The 17,515-nt window shown below is 60.6% G+C and carries 21 protein-coding genes; 11 read left to right on the forward strand and 10 right to left on the reverse strand.

Annotated features, from left to right (window positions below; all coding sequences use genetic code 11):
• Positions 1-6: 6 nt before the first annotated feature.
• From P0D52_RS02850 to P0D52_RS02865, 4 genes are read right to left on the reverse strand one after another with little or no spacing between them, the layout of a single operon-like run.
• Positions 7-1,110 carry an ABC transporter permease gene (locus P0D52_RS02850; RefSeq protein WP_394693932.1) on the reverse strand — a complete coding sequence of 368 codons (1,104 nt, stop codon included), beginning with the start codon at positions 1,108-1,110 and terminating at the stop codon, positions 7-9.
• Complete coding sequence (locus P0D52_RS02855) at positions 1,107-2,030, reverse strand: ABC transporter ATP-binding protein (protein WP_394693933.1); 924 nt, start codon at positions 2,028-2,030, stop codon at positions 1,107-1,109. Before P0D52_RS02855 ends, P0D52_RS02850 begins: the two co-directional genes overlap by 4 nt.
• A 7-nt stretch (positions 2,031-2,037) precedes the next feature.
• Positions 2,038-2,970, reverse strand: coding sequence for an HlyD family secretion protein (locus tag P0D52_RS02860; protein WP_394693934.1), 933 nt, complete (start codon positions 2,968-2,970; stop codon positions 2,038-2,040).
• On the reverse strand, positions 2,963-3,613 hold the full coding sequence (locus P0D52_RS02865) for a TetR/AcrR family transcriptional regulator (protein ID WP_394693935.1): 651 nt from the start codon (positions 3,611-3,613) through the stop codon (positions 2,963-2,965). The genes P0D52_RS02860 and P0D52_RS02865 overlap by 8 nt, the downstream gene beginning before the upstream one ends.
• Before the next feature lie 340 nt (positions 3,614-3,953).
• Between P0D52_RS02865 and P0D52_RS02870 the strand changes: the two genes are divergently transcribed.
• From P0D52_RS02870 to P0D52_RS02900, 7 genes are all read left to right on the forward strand, one after another.
• Positions 3,954-4,412: an ABA4-like family protein gene (locus P0D52_RS02870; protein ID WP_394693936.1), complete on the forward strand. Its 459-nt coding sequence runs from the start codon at positions 3,954-3,956 to the stop codon at positions 4,410-4,412.
• Positions 4,413-4,548: 136 nt separating this feature from the next.
• Positions 4,549-5,781 (forward strand): hypothetical protein, encoded by a 1,233-nt coding sequence (locus tag P0D52_RS02875; protein ID WP_394693937.1) that lies wholly within the window; start codon positions 4,549-4,551, stop codon positions 5,779-5,781.
• A gap of 93 nt (positions 5,782-5,874) precedes the next feature.
• The gene (locus P0D52_RS02880) at positions 5,875-7,458 is read left to right on the forward strand and encodes a lysine--tRNA ligase (protein ID WP_394693938.1); all 1,584 of its coding nucleotides are present in this window, start codon (positions 5,875-5,877) and stop codon (positions 7,456-7,458) included.
• A 100-nt stretch (positions 7,459-7,558) separates the two neighbouring features.
• Entirely contained in the window at positions 7,559-7,996 is a 438-nt protein-coding gene (locus tag P0D52_RS02885; protein WP_394693939.1) for a hypothetical protein, read from the forward strand.
• 2 nt (positions 7,997-7,998) lie between these two features.
• Positions 7,999-8,418 carry a hypothetical protein gene (locus P0D52_RS02890; RefSeq protein WP_394693940.1) on the forward strand — a complete coding sequence of 140 codons (420 nt, stop codon included), beginning with the start codon at positions 7,999-8,001 and terminating at the stop codon, positions 8,416-8,418.
• A 2-nt stretch (positions 8,419-8,420) separates the two neighbouring features.
• Positions 8,421-8,846 carry a hypothetical protein gene (locus P0D52_RS02895; RefSeq protein WP_394693941.1) on the forward strand — a complete coding sequence of 142 codons (426 nt, stop codon included), beginning with the start codon at positions 8,421-8,423 and terminating at the stop codon, positions 8,844-8,846.
• 2 nt (positions 8,847-8,848) lie between these two features.
• Positions 8,849-9,067: a helix-turn-helix transcriptional regulator gene (locus P0D52_RS02900; protein ID WP_394693942.1), complete on the forward strand. Its 219-nt coding sequence runs from the start codon at positions 8,849-8,851 to the stop codon at positions 9,065-9,067.
• Positions 9,068-9,079: 12 nt separating this feature from the next.
• Here the strand turns inward: P0D52_RS02900 and P0D52_RS02905 are convergent, their stop codons facing one another.
• Positions 9,080-9,436: a PRC-barrel domain-containing protein gene (locus P0D52_RS02905; protein ID WP_394693943.1), complete on the reverse strand. Its 357-nt coding sequence runs from the start codon at positions 9,434-9,436 to the stop codon at positions 9,080-9,082.
• A 184-nt stretch (positions 9,437-9,620) separates the two neighbouring features.
• Positions 9,621-10,247, reverse strand: coding sequence for a helix-turn-helix transcriptional regulator (locus P0D52_RS02910; RefSeq protein ID WP_394693944.1), 627 nt, complete (start codon positions 10,245-10,247; stop codon positions 9,621-9,623).
• Between the two features lie 121 nt (positions 10,248-10,368).
• On the opposite strand from P0D52_RS02910, the gene P0D52_RS02915 reads away from it, so the two are divergent.
• Together P0D52_RS02915 and P0D52_RS02920 are read left to right on the forward strand one after the other, a co-directional pair.
• Entirely contained in the window at positions 10,369-10,719 is a 351-nt protein-coding gene (locus P0D52_RS02915) for a DUF952 domain-containing protein (RefSeq protein ID WP_394693945.1), read from the forward strand.
• Positions 10,716-11,756, forward strand: a complete 1,041-nt coding sequence (locus P0D52_RS02920) for a quinone-dependent dihydroorotate dehydrogenase (RefSeq protein WP_394693946.1) — start codon at positions 10,716-10,718, stop codon at positions 11,754-11,756. The genes P0D52_RS02915 and P0D52_RS02920 overlap by 4 nt, the downstream gene beginning before the upstream one ends.
• A gap of 93 nt (positions 11,757-11,849) precedes the next feature.
• Here the strand turns inward: P0D52_RS02920 and P0D52_RS02925 are convergent, their stop codons facing one another.
• A complete protein-coding gene (locus P0D52_RS02925) occupies positions 11,850-13,178 on the reverse strand; it encodes an MATE family efflux transporter (protein WP_394693947.1) in 1,329 nt (442 codons plus the stop codon).
• A gap of 84 nt (positions 13,179-13,262) precedes the next feature.
• Here P0D52_RS02925 and P0D52_RS02930 point away from each other — a divergent pair, with 84 nt between their 5' ends.
• Together P0D52_RS02930 and P0D52_RS02935 are read left to right on the forward strand one after the other, a co-directional pair.
• Positions 13,263-14,282, forward strand: a complete 1,020-nt coding sequence (locus P0D52_RS02930; protein WP_394693948.1) for an NAD(P)-dependent alcohol dehydrogenase — start codon at positions 13,263-13,265, stop codon at positions 14,280-14,282.
• The gene (locus P0D52_RS02935; protein WP_394693949.1) at positions 14,269-15,189 is read left to right on the forward strand and encodes a histone deacetylase; all 921 of its coding nucleotides are present in this window, start codon (positions 14,269-14,271) and stop codon (positions 15,187-15,189) included. Before P0D52_RS02930 ends, P0D52_RS02935 begins: the two co-directional genes overlap by 14 nt.
• Positions 15,190-16,019: 830 nt before the next feature.
• Here the strand turns inward: P0D52_RS02935 and P0D52_RS02940 are convergent.
• The 3 genes from P0D52_RS02940 to P0D52_RS02950 form a co-directional block, all read right to left on the reverse strand.
• Entirely contained in the window at positions 16,020-16,160 is a 141-nt protein-coding gene (locus tag P0D52_RS02940) for a DUF2256 domain-containing protein (RefSeq protein WP_394693950.1), read from the reverse strand.
• Positions 16,135-16,500 (reverse strand): thiol-disulfide oxidoreductase DCC family protein, encoded by a 366-nt coding sequence (locus P0D52_RS02945; RefSeq protein WP_394693951.1) that lies wholly within the window; start codon positions 16,498-16,500, stop codon positions 16,135-16,137. Before P0D52_RS02945 ends, P0D52_RS02940 begins: the two co-directional genes overlap by 26 nt.
• Before the next feature lie 221 nt (positions 16,501-16,721).
• Positions 16,722-17,462: a CPBP family intramembrane glutamic endopeptidase gene (locus P0D52_RS02950; protein ID WP_394693952.1), complete on the reverse strand. Its 741-nt coding sequence runs from the start codon at positions 17,460-17,462 to the stop codon at positions 16,722-16,724.
• Between the last annotated feature and the right edge of the window lie 53 nt (positions 17,463-17,515).

The raw sequence follows: 17,515 nt of genomic DNA on the forward strand, positions 1-17,515 counted from the left end.
GGCCGTCTAATCCAGCGTCCGGCGATAGCGCGTCAATGCGAGCGTCGCGATCACAACGAAGATGATCATCAGCGGCCAGAGTTCCGGCAGGACATCGGCCAGATTCGCGCCTTTCAGCATGATGGAGCGCACAGCGCGAATGAAATGCGTGGTCGGGATGATCTCGCCGATGAAGCGGGCCCAGGCTGGCATGCCCGCAAAGGGAAACATGAAGCCGGATAAAAGGATGGACGGCAGGAAAACGAAGAAGGTCATCTGCATGGCCTGCATCTGGGTGCGGGCGAGGGTCGAGAACAGAAAGCCGAGCGAGAGATTGACCAGAATAAAAAGCGTGACCGCGATCACAAAGGCAAAGGGCGCGCCCAGAAAGGGCACGCCGAAGAGATAACGCGCCGCCAGCAACATCAGCGCGACCTGAGTGGCGCCGACCAACACATAGGGGGCGATCTTGCCCGCCATCACCTCCAGCGGCCGGGTCGGCGTGGCGAGCAGGGTTTCCAGCGTGCCGCGTTCGGCCTCCTTGGTGAGGGCCATGGAGGTCATCATGGCCATGGTCATGGTCAGGATGATGCCGAGAAGGCCGGGCACAATATTCATGGCGGTTTCGCCCGCCGGATTATATCGCCGGTGAATGACGGGCGTCGCGGCCGGTGCGCCGCCGCCATAATCTGCCGTCGCATTGGCAACGATCTGCGGGAAGGCACCCGCCCCGGCTCCGGCGGCGACCGGATCGGACGCATCCACATCCAGCAGGATGTCAGGGCGCTCGCCGCGCAGCAGGTCGCGCTCGAAATCGGGCGGCACGACGAGGATGAAGGTTGTCTCATTCGTGCGCAGTGCGGCGTCGGCCTCACCGGGGGCGATCATGCCCTGAATATCGAAATATTCCGACGTTTCCATGCCCTCGATGATGGCGCGGACGGCCGGGCCGTCATCGCCCAGTTCCACCAGCGTCGGCAGATGGCGCGGATCGGTATTGATCGCATAGCCAAAGAGCAGGAGCTGAACCAGCGGAATGCCGATCATCATGGCGAAGGTCAGGCGGTCTCGCCGCATCTGGATGAATTCCTTCATCAGAACCGCCAGTACGCGGGATAGGGAGGCCATCATGAGAAATTGTCCTCCGCGCCGGTCATCAGGTAGATGAAGGCCTCTTCCAGCCCGGTTTTGGCGGGGCTGATCGTCAGCCCGGCGCGTCCCTCGAACTGACGGACGGCGCGTTCCAGCTTGTCCTCATTTTTGCCGGAAACATGCATGGCCGAGCCGAAGCGCGCGATCTGATCAACGCCGTCAGCCCCGTCCAGTGCATCCTGCACGGGTTGCAATCCCTTGCCCTCTATCCGCCAGGTATGCAGGCCGACACGGGAAGCAATCTCGTCAGACGGCGCATCGATCAGTTTTCGGCCATAGGCGATGTAGGCGATGAAATCGCACTGTACGGCCTCGTCCATATAATGGGTCGAGACCAGCACGGTAACGCCCGCTTTGGAAAGTTTGCGGATGCGGTCCCAGAAGTCGCGCCGCGCCTTGGGATCAACGCCCGCTGTGGGTTCATCCAGCAGCAAGAGGCCCGGCGAATGCAGGGAGGCGGCGGCGAGGGCGAGGCGCTGCTTCCAGCCGCCGGACAGGGTGTCGGCCATCTGGTTGGCGCGCGGCGAGAGATTGTATTCCTCCAATGCGCCATCGACGACGGATCTTGTGTTCGGCAAGGCATGGAGCCGTGCCATGAAGTCGAGATTCTCGCGCACGGTCAGATCGCCATAGAGCGAGAATTTCTGCGTCATGTATCCGACGCGGGATTTGATATCGCGGGCCTGTTTCAAAATGTCGAACCCGAGCGCCTGTCCGCTGCCGGCGTCCGGCTTCAACAGGCCGCACATCATGCGGATGGTGGTGGTCTTGCCCGAGCCGTTGGGGCCCAGAAAGCCGTAGATCGCGCCCTTGGGCACGGCCATGGAAAAATCGTCGACGACGGTCTTGTCGCCAAAGCGCTTGGTCAGGCCGTCGACTTCAATGGCGATTTCGGTCATGGCGCCATCATTCAGGCTGATAGGTCAGGGGCGTTCCCGGCGGCGGGGGCGGGCCGGAAAAAGCCGCTTCGGCGCGAAACACCAGACGATGACGCTCGTTCTCAGAAAAAATCACGGGCGGGGTGAAGGACGGGGCTGATTCAATCCGCCTGATTTCCGCCTGCAGACCGTCCGCGCAGGAGGCGCAGGAAATATTGAGCGTCGTGCCGACCGGCCAGTTTCCGATTTCCGCTTCGGGAATGAAAATTACGGCGTGAATGGCATCATCCGGCAACAGGCGAAACACGGGCTGACCCGGACCGGACAATTCCCCTTCATAGCGGATCTGCCGTTCGACGAGGGCGTCGGCCGGCGCATCGACCGTACGTCGGCGAATCATATCGCGCAGGCGATCGCGCTCGGCTTCGGCGGCGGTGACCTCTGCGGTCAGCGCCCGCAACTGGTTTTCCCTTGCCGGCAGAGCGGCCAGCGTCAGGCGCTGGCGCAATTCGGCGACGCGGGCATTTGCGGCACTGGCGGCGGATTCTGCCGCGTCGAGACGGGCGCGGGGCACAATGCCGCGTGCGAACAGATCCTGCTGCCGTTCCAGATTTTCCGCCGCCTCGCGCTGGGTGGCGCGGGCCGCCGCGAGTTGATCGCGGGCCGCCTCGATCTCGGGTTCGCGTCCCCCGGCGGCGGCATCGTCAAAGCGCGCTGAGGCCGCTTCAATGCGGGCCTCGGCGGCGGCGAGCTGCTCGGCTTCCTGCTGGCTGTCGAGCTCGAACAGGCGATCACCCGCCGCAACCTGCGCGCCTTCGGCAACATGGATGGTGGCGATCTGTCCGGCGGTTTCCGGAGCGATCAGGCGATAATCGCCCTCGGCATAGCCGAGATAGCGCGGCTCGGATGGCTCGCCGCAGGCGGCCAGCGTCAGGGGCAGAAGAAGGAGAAGCTTACGCATCGACGTCTCCACGCGGTTTGAGGCCATTCAGGACAATGTCCGCAATCGCGTCGGCCATGTCGGCGGGATCAAGGTCGGGGTCTTCGGGCAGGCGAAACACCGTCGACAACATCATGTGGGCCACGGCGGGGCCCATGAAGGCCAGGATGGCGGCTTCGTCGGCAATGTCGCGGAACTGGCCATTCCTTGCGCCGGTGCGGATCAGGTGGCTGATCGCGGCCCGGCCCACCTCGATCACCCTGCGGCGATAGAATTCGGCCAGTTCAGGGAAGCGCCCGGCTTCCGACAGGACCAGACGCGGCGCGGCGGAAATATCGGGGTCGGACAAGGCTGTCAGGGCCATTTTCAATATGGCGCGATAGGCCTTTTCCGGATCGCGCTCTGCGCCCATCAGGGCGAGGGCAGAGGCGGCATTGGCGATCTGCCCGGCCGATTGCTCGACCAGCGCCTTGAGCATTGCTTCCTTGCTATCGAAGTAAAGATAGACGGCGCCCTTGGAGAGGCCGGCGCGCTTGGCGATGTCTTCCACGCGCGCGGCGGCAAAGCCCTTTTCATTGAAGATATCCAGCGCTGCCGAGAGTATCTCGTCCGGGCGGTCTTCGGGGCGGCGGCGGGCGGTTTTCGTCTGGGTCCGGGTCTTCATGTCCGCTTTTTAACTGACCAGTCAGTCAGTTGCAATGGAGCGCGGCAGGAGAAGGGGGTGTGGGGGAGGAGAGAGGTAGGAGAGGCGAAACCGGACACGAAAAAATTCATCTCATTCCGAGCCGAGTTTAAGAGCTCGGCTGTATAAGCCCCTCACCCGCGTGGCTCATCGCTTCGCGATTTCGCCCTTTTTCCCTCTCCCATTTGCAAGGGGAGAGGGTAGAGAAAGCTGGCCATGTTTGTGGCCGGGTTTCGAGGGTGAGGGGTTCAGCACCATAGCTGGAAAAGGATGCCACAGGCCCAACACTGCGCTAACATCGCCGGCAAACCGGGAGGCTGCCATGTTCGAGACCTATTACAACGCCCTACATATTCTCATCGCGCCAGCCTGGCTGTTGCTGGCCATCGCGCCCGGCTGGGTCTGGACGCGGCGGATTGTGCATGCCGCTTTCTATCCGCTCATTCTCGCGGCGATCTATCTGGCCTTCCTGTCGGCCGGGATTTTCTTTGGCCAGTCCGATCCGGAGGCGGGCATGTCGTCGCTCTCGGCGGTGATGGCGCTGTTTTCGCACCCGGTCGGCGTGCTGACCGGCTGGACGCATTATCTCGTCTTTGATCTCTTCGTCGGCGCGTGGATCGCCCGCGATGCCCTGCGTGTCGGCCTCAATAAATGGATCGTCCTGCCGGCGCTGGTCTTCACCCTGATGTTCGGGCCCATCGGCCTAGCCATCTACCTCCTGATCCGCAAGTTCTCCGGCAAGGGCGGCTGGTCATTGGTGGAGGGGGCTCGAGAAAAGTAATACCCGCCATACCCCGACTTGTTCGGGGGATCACCCGGATAAACCGGGTGATGACGAGGTTGGTCGTGGATGACCGTCGCGGTACGCCACCAATTATCCATTCCCACCTGCGACAATCCCCGCTACCTTTGCGGGCATGATCCGGCTTCTCCTGTCCGCCCTCGCTTTTGCGCTCTTCGCCGCGCCAGCGCTCGCGCAAGACGATGAGCTGCCGCCCTTGCCGACGCGCGCCGAGGTGCTGGCGGAGATTGAGGCGGCAATTGACGAAGTGTCAGCTCAAGAAGGCGTTTTATGGGAAGTTGAAGAGGCACGGCGCTCGCTTGATTATATCTGGAGTGGCGCGGGTAATATGGACTCCGCCCTGCAGCAGAATAACCGAGCCGCGATTCAGCTGCGTCTGGAAGATAGGGACGCTACCGAGACTGATACGGAAGCATGGTTCGGCGTGGCGCAACTGATCGCCAGAAACGGCACTGATGATCAGGCGGCGGCTTATCTTGAACGGGCGCGGGTGTGGAGCGAACGCCTTGCGCCGCCGAACGGTGACTATTTTTACGACGCTGAAGAGCGTCTGGCGTTTCTGGAGCAGCTCCGGCAACGCCTGAATGCCAATGTCACTGTGTATGCAAGTTGGGCCGTGCCGAGACATCCTGACTTTGACCGGGAGCGGTCAGCCGCGGACTTGCGTGATGCTCTGTCCGAATATGTCTCACCACGCATTGCGCCGATCGAGCGGTTTGCCCTCAGATTTGCGGAAAATGATGAGTGCCGCCTGGCGTTGGAAATTCTGCGCGTCGGCGAAATCAGGGACGATATGGATCGCGCGCAACACAATCTGCTGGAGCGCGAACTGGGCGGCGACCCGCTGAGTGATCTGATTTCTGTTTCTCATCACGTGCTGCCATTCGAACGGTCCAGCCGGGGATTGCGCGGCGCAACGCTGATCCGGTGCGGGCAGTTTGATGCGCTGTTGAACGAGTATCCCGAATTAGCGCGCGACCCTGTGGCGATGGTGTTCGATAGCGATTTCAGACGGTGGGACTGGATGGTTCAATCCGGTCAGCAAAAACTGGGTTTTCGCCGGGCGCTGGGAGATCACCTTGCGGCGGATGCCGAGCGGCTGGATCAGGCGCTGGCCGAGTGGGATGAAGAATTTGCATATAACGTGCCGCGCGTAGCCGGAATCTCGTCTGTCTATGACGTCGATGTTGTCGCGGCATGCAGCTATCTTGTGATTGTGCTCGACAGCGAGGGGCAAGCTGGCATGGCCAATCAGTTCAGACAGCGATGCTGGTCACACGCGCAGTTGCTGGCAGGCGAGCACAGAGTCGAAGCGCTCGCCTGGCTGGCGCTGGCCCTTCCCGAATAGCGCGCCCTCACACGCGCCCCACCATTGACGAAATCGCGCGCGGGGCCTAGTTGCCGGGGCCCATATCCCTGCAATCACAGAAAGCCTGATCCCATGTCCCTTTCCGCCGCTGCCGCCAACGCCAAAGCCTGGCCGTTCGAGCTCGCGCGGGAGATCCTCAAACGGGTGGAGAAAACCGGCAAGGATGAGGTGATTTTCGAGACCGGTTATGGCCCGTCCGGCCTGCCGCATATGGGCACGTTCGGCGAAGTGGCCCGCACCTCCATGGTGCGCCATGCCTTCCGTGTGCTGACGGATGATAAAATCCCGACGCGGCTGATCTGTTTCTCCGACGATATGGACGGCATGCGCAAAGTGCCGACCAATGTCCCGCAACAGGAATTGCTGCAGCAATATCTGCAAAAGCCGCTGACCGATGTGCCCGATCCGTTCGGCACCCATGACGGCTTTGCTCAGCATAACAATGCGCGCCTGCGCGCCTTCCTCGACAGCTTCGGCTTTGACTATGAATTCCTGTCGGCGACCGAGCAGTACCGCTCCGGCGCGTTTGACGCCGTGCTCCTCAAGGCGCTGGAAAAGTACGACGACATCATGAAGGTGATGCTGCCGACGCTGGGCGCGGAACGTCAGGCGACCTATTCGCCGTTTTTGCCGATCTCGCCGAAGACCGGCCATGTCCTCTATGTGCCGACCAAGGCGCGCAATGTCGCCGACGGCACGATCACCATCACCGACGAGGATGGTGAGGATGTCACGATCCCCGTCACCGGCGGCAATGTGAAACTGCAATGGAAGCCGGATTTCGGCATGCGCTGGGCGGCGCTGGGCGTGGACTTTGAAATGTTCGGCAAGGACCACCAGACCAATGCGCCGATCTATTCGCGCATCTGCCGGATTCTGGGCGTCGAACCGCCGGTTCAATATGTCTATGAGCTGTTTCTGGATGCGGTGGGCGAGAAGATTTCCAAGTCCAAGGGCAATGGCCTCTCGGTCGAGGAATGGCTGCGCTATGGCACGCCGGAAAGCCTGTCTCTGTATAATTTTGCCAAGCCGCGTGTGGCCAAGCGCCTGCACTTTGATGTTATCCCCAAGGCGGTGGACGAGTATTATCAGCACCTCGCCGCCTATCACACGCAGGATGAGGCCAAGCAGCTGGAAAATCCGGTCTGGCACATTCATGATGGCAATCCGCCCGCGGAAGGCACGCCGGTCAGCTATGCCTTGCTCCTGAATCTCGCCTCGGTCTCCGGTGCGCATGACAAGGCCACGCTGTGGGGCTTTATCGCGAAGTATGCGCCGGGCACTTCGCCGGAATCGCATCCCGTCCTGGACGGGCTCGCGGAACGGGCGGTGGCCTATTACGAGGACTTCGTGAAGCCGGAGAAAGTCTATCGCGAGGCGACCGATCTGGAGCGCGCGGCGATGCTGGATCTGATCGAACGCTTCAAGGCACTGGACCCGGATCTGCGCGATGGCGAGACCATTCAGAACGAGGTCTATGCCGCCGGCAAGGCGCAGCCGTTCGAGAATCTGCGTGACTGGTTCAAGGGCCTCTATGAAGTCCTTCTGGGCCAGAGCCAGGGCCCGCGCTTTGGCGGGTTCGTGGCCATTTACGGCATTCCGGAAACGATTGCCCTGATCGAGCGGGGCCTCGCCGGGGAATTGGTGCAGTCATAATCCCGCTCATCGTCAGGTAAGAAATGTTTGACACGACGTCAGCGATGGCTTACATCCCGTCATGTCAAAAATAACTAACACAAGGTCGATGAGGTTTGACATGAGTTTTCAGGAGAAAAGCAATGCGCTGATGCTGGGCGCCATTGTGCTGGTTTACGGCATCTATTTCGCGCTGGTGCTGGGCTCGCCTGTGATGGCGGGTGGTGAACTCAATACGGAGATCGGGCTGCTGATGAGTAACGGTCTTATCATCGTCACCGTGGTCGCTCTGGTTGCGATTGCCATCTTCGGTCACATCGTGATCGCTTTGTTGAACCACAAGGAAGCGGGCAGCGAGGATGAGCGCGACAAGCTCATCGAGATGCGCGGCGACCAACGCGGCGGATTGGTCATGGGATTTTTTGCGGTTGGCGCGATGGGGCTGGCCATGATCGCGACGCCGCATTTCTGGATCGTCAACACGATTCTGGCTGGTCTGGTGGCAGCGGAAATTATCAAGGCGGTATCCAAGATGATCGACTACCGGAAGGGGATATAACCATGAGCTTTCGTGAGAAAAGTACCTGGATCCTGCTCGCAGTGACACTGATTGTTTATGGCTGGTATTTCGCGACAACGCTGGGTGGAGCATTGGGAGCGGGCGTACCGGAGGTATTGGACAATGTCCGTCTGTTCGGAGCGATTGTGACCCTGGTGGTGCTCACCATCATTGCGCATATCGTTATTGCTATCCTGTCTCCCAAGGATGCGGACCAATCAGATGAACGCGATCGGCTGATTGAGCTACGCGGGGATCAGCGCGGTGGTTTCCTGATGGCGATTGCCTTGTTCTCGACGATGGGTCTGGCGATGACAGGCGCTTCCGTTTTCTGGATCGCACATGCAGCGCTGGCGGGGCTGGTCATCAGCGAAATCGTGAAAGCGGTTTCGAAGCTGATTGATTATCGGGGAGGCGTGTAGCCATGAGTGTGATGCAGAAACTCAATCTCGCCGCGCTGGTGCTGGGGCTGGCTGCGTTTGGCTACTATCTGGCGCGGATTGTGCCGCAGATGGGCGGTGATGTGAGTGTTATCGCCTGGCAGATGCCGATGGCGGTCAGCCTGGGCGTGTTCATTGTCCTGATCATTGTGGCGGGGGTCATCATTGCCGCGACCGACACGGATTTGAGGCAGAGCAAGGACCGGATTGATGATGAACGCGACCGGGCATTCGAGCGCCGGGGCGATGCCTGGGCCGGGCATATTGTCCAGGGTTTCGTGTTTGTTGCCCTGATCCTGTTGATGGCCGGACAGCCGGCCTTCTGGGTAGCCAATGCGCTCTATGCCGGAGTCATGCTCAGCGGTGCCGCCGGGCTGGTGATCCGTCTCGCCGGCTGCAGGGGGGCATAGTCATGGGCAAACCTACCCGCATTACCAACCGTCTGCGCGAATTGCGGTTTCACTCACAAGAGATGACGCAGGCCGAACTGGCGCAGCGCGTCGGCGTCACGCGCCAGACCATTATCGCGATCGAGCAGGGCAAGTATTCGCCCTCACTGGAGGTCGCCTTCCAGATTGCGGCCGTCTTCGGCGTGCCTCTGGAAGAGGCGTTTCAATACCCGAAGGCGTGAGCGTCCGGCGGCTCAGGCCGCCGGTCGGTATTCGCCGAAATGATTGTGGATCATGCGCCGCAGGCGCGGATCCGCATCATTGACCGCATGGCGGCTGGGGAAAGCCGGGGCGGCGCGCAGGGTCTCGATCGGCACGTTCAGCACGCAGCGGTCATAGGCGGCATCCAGGGTGAGGGCTTCCCACGGCACAGCGTAGAGCTGTTCGCCGAGTTCGCTGGGCTCATCCAGCAGGATGGTGGCGTGCATGACGCGGCCGGTGGTGACACCGACAATCACATCATCCAGCGTACCCAGCTTGCGGCCGGACGGGCTGACAACGGAAATACCATGCAGGGCAGTGGCGGAGGAAATGCGCGGGAGAATGGACATGGCCTCGCTCCTTTTCATGAAGAGGCATCATCATCGACCGCGCCTGAAGCCGTCGCTTCGCGATTTGCCTTCAGACGCAAGTCTCTTACGCCGGTGATTCGGCGACTTTTCAGTGACATGAACATGTCCGCATTGTGACGAACAATCCTGTCACCGAAAGTAACGCATAACTACATATTGTGTTTCATTGGCTCGCCCACACAATTCTTGCCATCCAGGCGATTTCGGATGTTTTGAGCGTGCGGCCGGGATAATCCGGATTGAGAGAGAGCAATTCAATTCCGTCGCTGGATAATCGGGCGACTTCCTTGGCCATGACTTCGCCGCCGACCGTGCGCACCACAACCCGGTCGCCCTTGCGCGGGGTTTCGCCGGGGGCCACGACGACACGGTCGCCCGCGCGATAGACGGGTGCCATGGAGTCGCCGGAGATCTCCAGCGCATAGGCATGGGCATCCTCAACGCCGGGAAAGATCACCTCTTCCCAGCCCTGACCGACCGGAAAGCCGGCATCGTCGAAATATCCGTCTGCACCGGCCTGGGCAAAGCCGATCAGCGGGACGGAGCGGGTCTGTGCCGTCCCGGCGGCCAGCGCGGCAAACTCCTCGAAATCGACGCGCACTGCGGCCAGCGCCTTGGCGATGCTCTCGGTGGACGGCCAGCGCGGCCGTGTGCCGTCCTGGCTATAACGCTTGGACACGTTGAACGTGGTCGCATCCATGCCGGCCCGCTTGGCCAGAGCAGATGCGGACAGCCCGGCGCGGGCCGCCAGAAGGTCGACGCCCTTCCAGATTTGATTATGTGTGAGCATGGTGTTTATTCCGCTCAAGCTGAGTCGCTCCTTACTACAGGAATATATTCCTTGACCACAACTATAAGTAGATTAACAGAAGGAACTATTTCCGCAACCGTCGAAATCCGGGGATTTGCGCATGACAAACGCCATCTACAAGCTGGTCGATCCGCGGATCTGGGCCGAGGCCATGTCGGCGGGCGTCTTCAAGGGCGTCGGCGTCGACATCAAGGATGGCTATATCCATCTTTCCACCGCGACCCAATTGCCGGGGACACTGGAAAAATGGTTTGCCGATTTCGAGCGCCTCGCCCTGATCGAGATTGATGCCGATCATTTCGGTGCGGAGCTGAAATGGGAAAAATCCCGTGGCGGCGATCTTTTCCCGCATCTCTATGATGAATTGCCGATGGTCGCGGTGCGCACGGTGCGCCTTCTGCGCAAGGGCGATGAGGGCGGCTGGATGCTGCCGGATGATTTGTCGACATGAGCGCCTTTCTCAAAATCGGCACAAAGGCGCTTCATGCCTTCCCGCCAGAAATGGCGCACGGCCTTAGCCTGAAAGCGCTCAAGGCCGGGCTGGTGCCAGTGCCGTCCATCGTGCCCGATCCGATTTTGCGCACGACGCTGGCCGGGCTGGACCTGCCCAATCCGGTCGGGCTGGCCGCCGGCTATGACAAGAATGGCGAGGTCATTGATCCGCTGCTCGGGCTCGGCTTCGGCTTTGTCGAATGCGGGGCGGTGACGCCGCGTCCGCAAGCCGGGAATCCGAAACCGCGTGTCTTCCGTCTCAGCGCGGATCAGGCCGTCATCAACCGCATGGGCTTCAACAATGCCGGGCTGGTGGCGCTCAAGGCAAAGCTCTCTGCGCGTCTGGGCCGTACGGGCATTGTCGGGGTCAATCTGGGCGCCAACAAGGATTCGGTGGATCGCACCGAGGATTATGTCACCTCTCTGACGGCGCTGGAGGGGCTGGCCAGCTTCTTCACCGTCAATATTTCCTCGCCCAACACGCCGGGCCTGCGGGCACTGCAATCGAAAGCGTCGCTGGATGATCTTCTGAGGCAGGTGATGACAGCGAAGCGGGCTGCGCCGGTTTTCCTGAAAGTGGCGCCCGATCTTCGTGATGAAGACCTCGCAGATATTGCCTCCAGCGTGATCGAGAACCGGATTGACGCGTTGATCGTATCGAACACGACGATCGAGCGGCCGGACAGCCTGATGAGCGCGGACCGCGCGCAAGGCGGCGGCTTGTCGGGCCGGCCGCTGTTTGAACGCTCGACGGCGCTGTTGAAAGCCTTTGCCCAAACGCTCGATGGCAAGGTGCCGCTCATTGGCGTGGGCGGGATTGAAGATGCGGCAACCGCCTATGCCAAAATCCGCGCCGGCGCGGCGGCGGTGCAGCTCTATTCGGCCATGGTCTATAAGGGGCCGGGGCTCGTCAGCGATATCAATCGCGGTCTCGCCGAGCGCCTGAAGGCGGACGGGTTTGCGAGTGTGGGTGCCGCTGTGGGGGTGGACGTCTAATCGCTCGTCATCCCCGCGAAAGCGGGGACCCATGCTGTGTTGTTGACTTTCCGGAATGGGTCCCGGATCAGGCTGCGCCTGCCCGGGATGACGTCAGGAAATCAACCGCTCCTCCAGCCTTGGATATTGCACTGCCAGCGTACCCGCGCGGGCGATGTAATAGACCAGGAAGGCCATCCACACCCCGTCATTGGCGTAGAGCGGTGACAGCACGAAATCAGCGGCAAGATAGATCAGCACCGAAGCGATGGCGGAATTGCGCAACATGGCACCGCGCGTCGCGCCGATGAATATGCCGTCGAATATCCACGCCATCGCGCCGAGGAAGGGCACGATCGCGCAATAGGGCAGGTAGCGGATGGCTTCGCGGCGCGCATCCTCATCGCCGATGACCAGCGTCAGCGCTTCATCGCCCCATGCCCAGGTGATAACCGCAAAAATCGCCCCGGCCACCAATGCCTGCTCGGCGGTCAGTATCAGAGCCCGGCGCAGCGTGGCCACGGATTTGCGGCCCACGGCGCGCCCGGATTCGGTTTCCGAAACAAAGGCAAACGCATCCAGCACGAAGGCCCAGACGGTGATGACCTGCAGGAGGACATGATTGCCCGCGAGGACGGCCGCGCCTTGCCGCGCGCCTGCATTGGCAAACCAGGTAAAGCCGATAATCATCGCCCAGGTGCGCATCATCAGATTGAGATTGACGTCGACGAGCTTTTTCAGGGCGACGGGTTCCAGAAGAGCGGTGCGCTTGAAAATGCCGGCCTGCCAGCCGCCGCGCCGGGCGATCACGCGCGCGACGAAGAAGAGCCCGACAATCAACCCGGTCCATTCGGCAATCGCCGAGGCTGCGCCAACGCCGCCTGCCGCATAACCCAGCCCCATGACGAACCAGATATCGAGGCCGATATTCACCGCGCTGATGACAGCGGCGACAATCAGGGTTTCCGTCGAGCGGCCAAGCCCGATCAGCCAGCCGGTGAGGGCAAAGACACCAAAGGCACCGAGCGCGCCCCAGCTGCGTGCGAAGAAATAATAGGCGCCATTGGCCTCGACGGCTTCGCCGCCCTGCAGGATGGAAAAACCGGCCCACGCCACAGGCTGGCGCGTCAGCATGATAACGAGGCCGATCACGCCTGCCAGCAATACCGCACGTACCAGAGAGCGCTGCACCTCGGTTTCATCGCCCGCACCATCAGCCTGCGAGGTCAGGCCGGTCGTGCCCATGCGCAGAAAATAGAAGCTCCAGTAGACGAAGCTGAACAGGGCCGCGCCGAGCGCCACGCCGCCGAGATCGGTCTCATCTCCCGCAATGCCCAGCACAAAGGTGTCCACCACACCGGCCATGGGCACGGCGGCATTGGCAAATACGAGCGGCCAGGCGCGCAGGAGCACATCCTTGCGGGTGAGGGCGACAGGATCCATTCCGGCCCGATATCCGCATACGGGGTGGGACGCAATGAATTCTCACCTATATGCTGATCACAACAATTTGCGGGGAGAGACACGATGATCCGGGCATGGGCAGCGAAAGAACAGGGCGGCGCGCTGGAGCGTCATGATTATGATCCGGGGCCGCTACCGGCCGATGAGGTCGAGATTGCGGTTGAAAGCTGTGGCCTCTGCCATTCCGATGTGTCGCTGGTCGATAATGAGTGGTTTGTCTCGGAATACCCGCTAGTACCGGGCCATGAAGTGATCGGCCGCGTCAGCGAAGTGGGCGCCCATGTCACGCATCTGAAAATCGGTGACCGCGTCGGCGTGGGCTGGTTCGCGCATTCCTGCCTGACTTGCCACACCTGTATGAGCGGCGATCACAATATGTGCGACGATGCCAAGGGCGTTGCCGCAGCCCATCAGGGACGGTTCGGCGGCTTTGCCGACAAGGTGCGCGCGCAAGGCGCCTGGGCGGTGAAGCTGCCCGAAGGCGTCGATGCGGCAAAGGCCGGACCGCTGTTTTGCGGCGGGATTACGGTGTTCAACCCCATCGTTCAGAACAATATCCGGCCGACCGACAAGGTGGGCGTGATCGGGATTGGCGGGCTGGGCCATCTGGCGCTGAAATTTTTAAAAGCCTGGGGTTGTGAAGTGACCGCCTTTACCTCTTCGGAGGCAAAGGCCGCGGAAGCACGTGGCTTTGGCGCACACCGCATCGTCGATAGCCGCGACAAGGAGGCCCTGAAAGCTGAAAAGGGCCGGTATGACATGGTGTTGTCGACCGTGAATGTGCCGCTGAAATGGGCGAGCTATATCAATGCGCTGGCCCCGCGCGGCAAGCTGCATATGGTTGGTGCGGTGATGGATCCGGTGCCGGTTATGGCGGCGACCCTGTTCGGTAATCAGCGCAGCATTACCGGCAGTGCGGTGGGTGCGCCAGCAACCATCGCGACCATGCTGGATTTCTGCGCGCGCCACGATATCGCACCTCAGACACAGCACATGCCGATGTCGAAAGTGAATGAGGCGATTGCGAAGCTGAAGGCCGGTGAGGCGCGCTATCGCATTGTTCTGGAGAATGATTTCGACTGATTTGACGCCGCTGGTTTTCCATCCGCTCTATGTGGCGGCGGACGTGCCGCCGACGCACCGCTTTCCCATGGGCAAGTACCGCGCTGTCGCCGAAGAACTGGTGCGCGGCGGGATGGTGGCCTCGATGGAGGCGTATCACCAACCCATCATGGCGCCGGAAAGCTGGCTGACGCTGGCGCATGAAGCCGATTATGTGTCGGGTGTGCTGGGCCAGACGCTGGATGAGGCGACCCAGCGCACGATCGGCTTCAAGGTGACGACATTCATCGAGCACCGCACGCGCCATTCTGTGGCCGGAACGGTGTTGGCGGCGCGGCTGGCGCTGGAACACGGCGTGGAGGGCAATCTGGCCGGCGGTTCACATCATGCCCTGCCCGAAGGCGGGGCGGGCTTTTGCGTCTTCAATGATGTCGGCGTGGCCGGAAAGCTGCTGTTGATGGAAGGCGCGGTCTCGAAAATCCTGATCGTCGATCTCGATGTGCACCAGGGCGATGGCACGGCGAAAATCTTTGCGCAGGACAAGCGCGCCTTCACCTTTTCCCTGCATTGCGAAAAGAACTGGCCGCGGCGGAAAATCGCCAGCGATCTCGACATCGGGCTGGAGCCCGGCACGGGCGATGATGCCTATCTGCGCGTTCTCGCCGATACGCTGCCGGGCCTGATCACACAGGAGCGGCCGGATCTGGTCTTCTACAATGCCGGGGTCGACCCGCACCGCGAGGACCGGCTCGGCCTGCTGGATCTGTCCGATGACGGGCTGGCGCGGCGTGAGGCTTATGTCATCGACACGGTGAAACGCGCGGGCGTGCCGCTGTGCGTGGTCATGGGCGGCGGCTATTCACGCGATGTGGAGGCGCTGGCGAAACGGCATGCGCTGGCGTTTTCGGAGGTGGTGAAGGCCGGGTAGCGTCTCGTGAACCAAATTCATGGAGAAGAATTATCTGGCTGGACAGTTGGAACTGGGTCTAGCGGATATGCTGGCAATCCATGAGCTCTGCGAATCTGAAGTGTTTCTCGAACCTCATTCTGTAGCATCTCAGTAGCACGTGAATGAACCGGAGAGCCGGGATTATTCTTTGATTCGACGAAATATTTGTCATTCCATGGGAGCCACATTGCACGGTCAAAATCAAACCTCGTAGCTGTTCTCAGTCCCATCGCAGTAAGTTCCTCTGCGTTCATAATAATAGCATCAATCTGATCGCGCTGCTGGAGCTTGAGTTTACTTGTGCCGTAAACGCAGGCGGCCCAATAAAGGTCGTCCTCTTGGGCAACCTGAATAATCAGACATGGATGAAGATCGTTCGCAGGCCTCCCCCCTTCACCATGGAAGGGAAACCTTGCCCAAGCAATGTCAAAGGGATGGGGCCGTACCCCGAATGGTCGGGGCTTGGCCGTCACAGAGCGATGGAATCGATAACCTTAAACCGCTTGGCGTCGATCTTTCCGGATTCTTGGAGCACTTCCATGTACTCAGAATCGCGGAGCTCACGCGAGCAATTCGCCTTAGGCGGTTGAGGACCTCTACGAGGCTTTGAGCGATGATTTGCTTTGGTTGTCATGACGGCCTCTCTATAACAACAGTATTGCCGCTTCAAGCTACAAGATGCTGACAAATTGTGTCTGTAACGTGAACGGGCAAACCATTTGTTGCCAAAATAACACGTAACAATTCAGTTGCGGTTATCAAGTTGCATACATTCTCTCACAAAGTTTGTTCCCTTGGACATGTATTTTTTAACGTCGCCCGGCACACCGCTTCGAGCAGTATTTTACCTCGTCCCAGACGCGTTCCCACTTTTTGCGCCAGGTGAAGGGGCGGCCGCAGGTTGCGCAGATCTTCGTGGGTAAATCAGCTTTTGATTTCGCACGCGCCATCAGCACATTTCCGGCGGGGGCGATAGGGGGCGATGAAGCGATAGAGCTTGTCGAGCGGCCATTTGATGACGGCCGGGCGAGTGATCGCGGCCAGCCAGTCAAAGCCGGGGCTGCGTTCCCAAATAGCGATGAAGGCATCCCAGCCGGTGATCAGTTCCCCATCGCTCTTGCGGACCCAGAGCGCGTCCAGCGCGGCCTGCCGGTCAACATCCTCCGGGATGTCGCCATTCACGTCGTGCAGCAGGACACGGCCCTGACCGCGGCGCTGATAGACCTTCATCTCGTGCACGCAGATCGGGCAGAGGCCGTCATAATAGGCGATGATCGGATCGGTTTTCATGGATGCGAAAGTAGGGCGGCGTTCAAGCAAAACCAATGTGACAGGGTGCCCCGCGACGCCCTGCCGCAGTTCTTGCGTGCTTCGAGGCCAAACTATATCCGGGTCCCTCGGGCTCGACCCGAGGGTCCATCTCTCCATAATTGATGGATCCCCGGATCAAGTCCGGGGACCCCGGTTGATATCTGTTCGCGTCAGCGAGCCTCGAAGGAGGGCTCCAGATGTCACCCGATCACGCCGAAGACGACGAGGGTGACCAGAACGATGGGAATGAAGTTAAAGAGCGCGTGGGCGACAATGCCGGGCGTGGTGCTCTTGAATATCTGGCAGACGGCGGCAAGCGCGATATCGCCCGGCCAGAGCATCAACAACTCCCATGGCTTCCAGGCATGGTAGAGCGTCCATTGCGTGCCGTGGATCAGCCAGGCCCAGCGGCCATGTGCAACTTCCTGCCGGGGCAAAAGCATGCCGCGCCACAGGAATTCCTCGCCCAGAATGTTCAGCACCCACAAGCCCAGCCGCGCCCAGATGATCCAGTAAGCGCCGAGCATGGGCGAATTCACCTCGCCTTCACCGGAATACCAGACTGGAACGGGGATGAACTGCGCGATCCACTCGCGGGTGCCCAGCATCATGAGACCGAGATAGACGGCGGTAATGAAAACGGTGAGGAGGAGGGTAACGATCCATTCCTTCCGGCTCATGCGTTTCAGGCGCAAGCGCTGCTTGAAGGCGCTCCATGTCCAGCGATGACCCTCGGCGATGTAGAGACCGGCCGTGATGAAAAACAGCATGCCAAAGGCGATGCTGCCCATCATCAGGAAGGCGGTACGCGGTTCAAATCCCATGGCAATGACAGCATCGCGGCCGGGGACGAGAAGGAGGAATGTGATAAAGGCGGGGATGAAGAAGATCAGCGACGAGGTTATGAGCCCCATCGGTTTGAGTGGCTTGAATTCGGACATTGCGTGGCTCCATCAGTTGATGAAACCGGTCTTTGGGCATTTTCCGCGCGCAG

This window comes from Hyphobacterium sp. (genome assembly GCF_043584775.1).
In the GTDB taxonomy this organism is placed as follows: domain Bacteria; phylum Pseudomonadota; class Alphaproteobacteria; order Caulobacterales; family Maricaulaceae; genus Hyphobacterium.

Coding starts and splice junctions, on each gene's coding strand:
- P0D52_RS02850 (WP_394693932.1), bottom strand. CDS start 1,110: ATGATGGCCTCCCTATCCCGCGTACTGGCGGTTCTGATGAAGGAATTC.
- P0D52_RS02855 (WP_394693933.1), bottom strand. CDS start 2,030: ATGACCGAAATCGCCATTGAAGTCGACGGCCTGACCAAGCGCTTTGGC.
- P0D52_RS02860 (WP_394693934.1), bottom strand. CDS start 2,970: ATGCGTAAGCTTCTCCTTCTTCTGCCCCTGACGCTGGCCGCCTGCGGC.
- P0D52_RS02865 (WP_394693935.1), bottom strand. CDS start 3,613: ATGAAGACCCGGACCCAGACGAAAACCGCCCGCCGCCGCCCCGAAGAC.
- P0D52_RS02870 (WP_394693936.1), top strand. CDS start 3,954: ATGTTCGAGACCTATTACAACGCCCTACATATTCTCATCGCGCCAGCC.
- P0D52_RS02875 (WP_394693937.1), top strand. CDS start 4,549: ATGATCCGGCTTCTCCTGTCCGCCCTCGCTTTTGCGCTCTTCGCCGCG.
- P0D52_RS02880 (WP_394693938.1), top strand. CDS start 5,875: ATGTCCCTTTCCGCCGCTGCCGCCAACGCCAAAGCCTGGCCGTTCGAG.
- P0D52_RS02885 (WP_394693939.1), top strand. CDS start 7,559: ATGAGTTTTCAGGAGAAAAGCAATGCGCTGATGCTGGGCGCCATTGTG.
- P0D52_RS02890 (WP_394693940.1), top strand. CDS start 7,999: ATGAGCTTTCGTGAGAAAAGTACCTGGATCCTGCTCGCAGTGACACTG.
- P0D52_RS02895 (WP_394693941.1), top strand. CDS start 8,421: ATGAGTGTGATGCAGAAACTCAATCTCGCCGCGCTGGTGCTGGGGCTG.
- P0D52_RS02900 (WP_394693942.1), top strand. CDS start 8,849: ATGGGCAAACCTACCCGCATTACCAACCGTCTGCGCGAATTGCGGTTT.
- P0D52_RS02905 (WP_394693943.1), bottom strand. CDS start 9,436: ATGTCCATTCTCCCGCGCATTTCCTCCGCCACTGCCCTGCATGGTATT.
- P0D52_RS02910 (WP_394693944.1), bottom strand. CDS start 10,247: ATGCTCACACATAATCAAATCTGGAAGGGCGTCGACCTTCTGGCGGCC.
- P0D52_RS02915 (WP_394693945.1), top strand. CDS start 10,369: ATGACAAACGCCATCTACAAGCTGGTCGATCCGCGGATCTGGGCCGAG.
- P0D52_RS02920 (WP_394693946.1), top strand. CDS start 10,716: ATGAGCGCCTTTCTCAAAATCGGCACAAAGGCGCTTCATGCCTTCCCG.
- P0D52_RS02925 (WP_394693947.1), bottom strand. CDS start 13,178: ATGGATCCTGTCGCCCTCACCCGCAAGGATGTGCTCCTGCGCGCCTGG.
- P0D52_RS02930 (WP_394693948.1), top strand. CDS start 13,263: ATGATCCGGGCATGGGCAGCGAAAGAACAGGGCGGCGCGCTGGAGCGT.
- P0D52_RS02935 (WP_394693949.1), top strand. CDS start 14,269: ATGATTTCGACTGATTTGACGCCGCTGGTTTTCCATCCGCTCTATGTG.
- P0D52_RS02940 (WP_394693950.1), bottom strand. CDS start 16,160: ATGGCGCGTGCGAAATCAAAAGCTGATTTACCCACGAAGATCTGCGCA.
- P0D52_RS02945 (WP_394693951.1), bottom strand. CDS start 16,500: ATGAAAACCGATCCGATCATCGCCTATTATGACGGCCTCTGCCCGATC.
- P0D52_RS02950 (WP_394693952.1), bottom strand. CDS start 17,462: ATGTCCGAATTCAAGCCACTCAAACCGATGGGGCTCATAACCTCGTCG.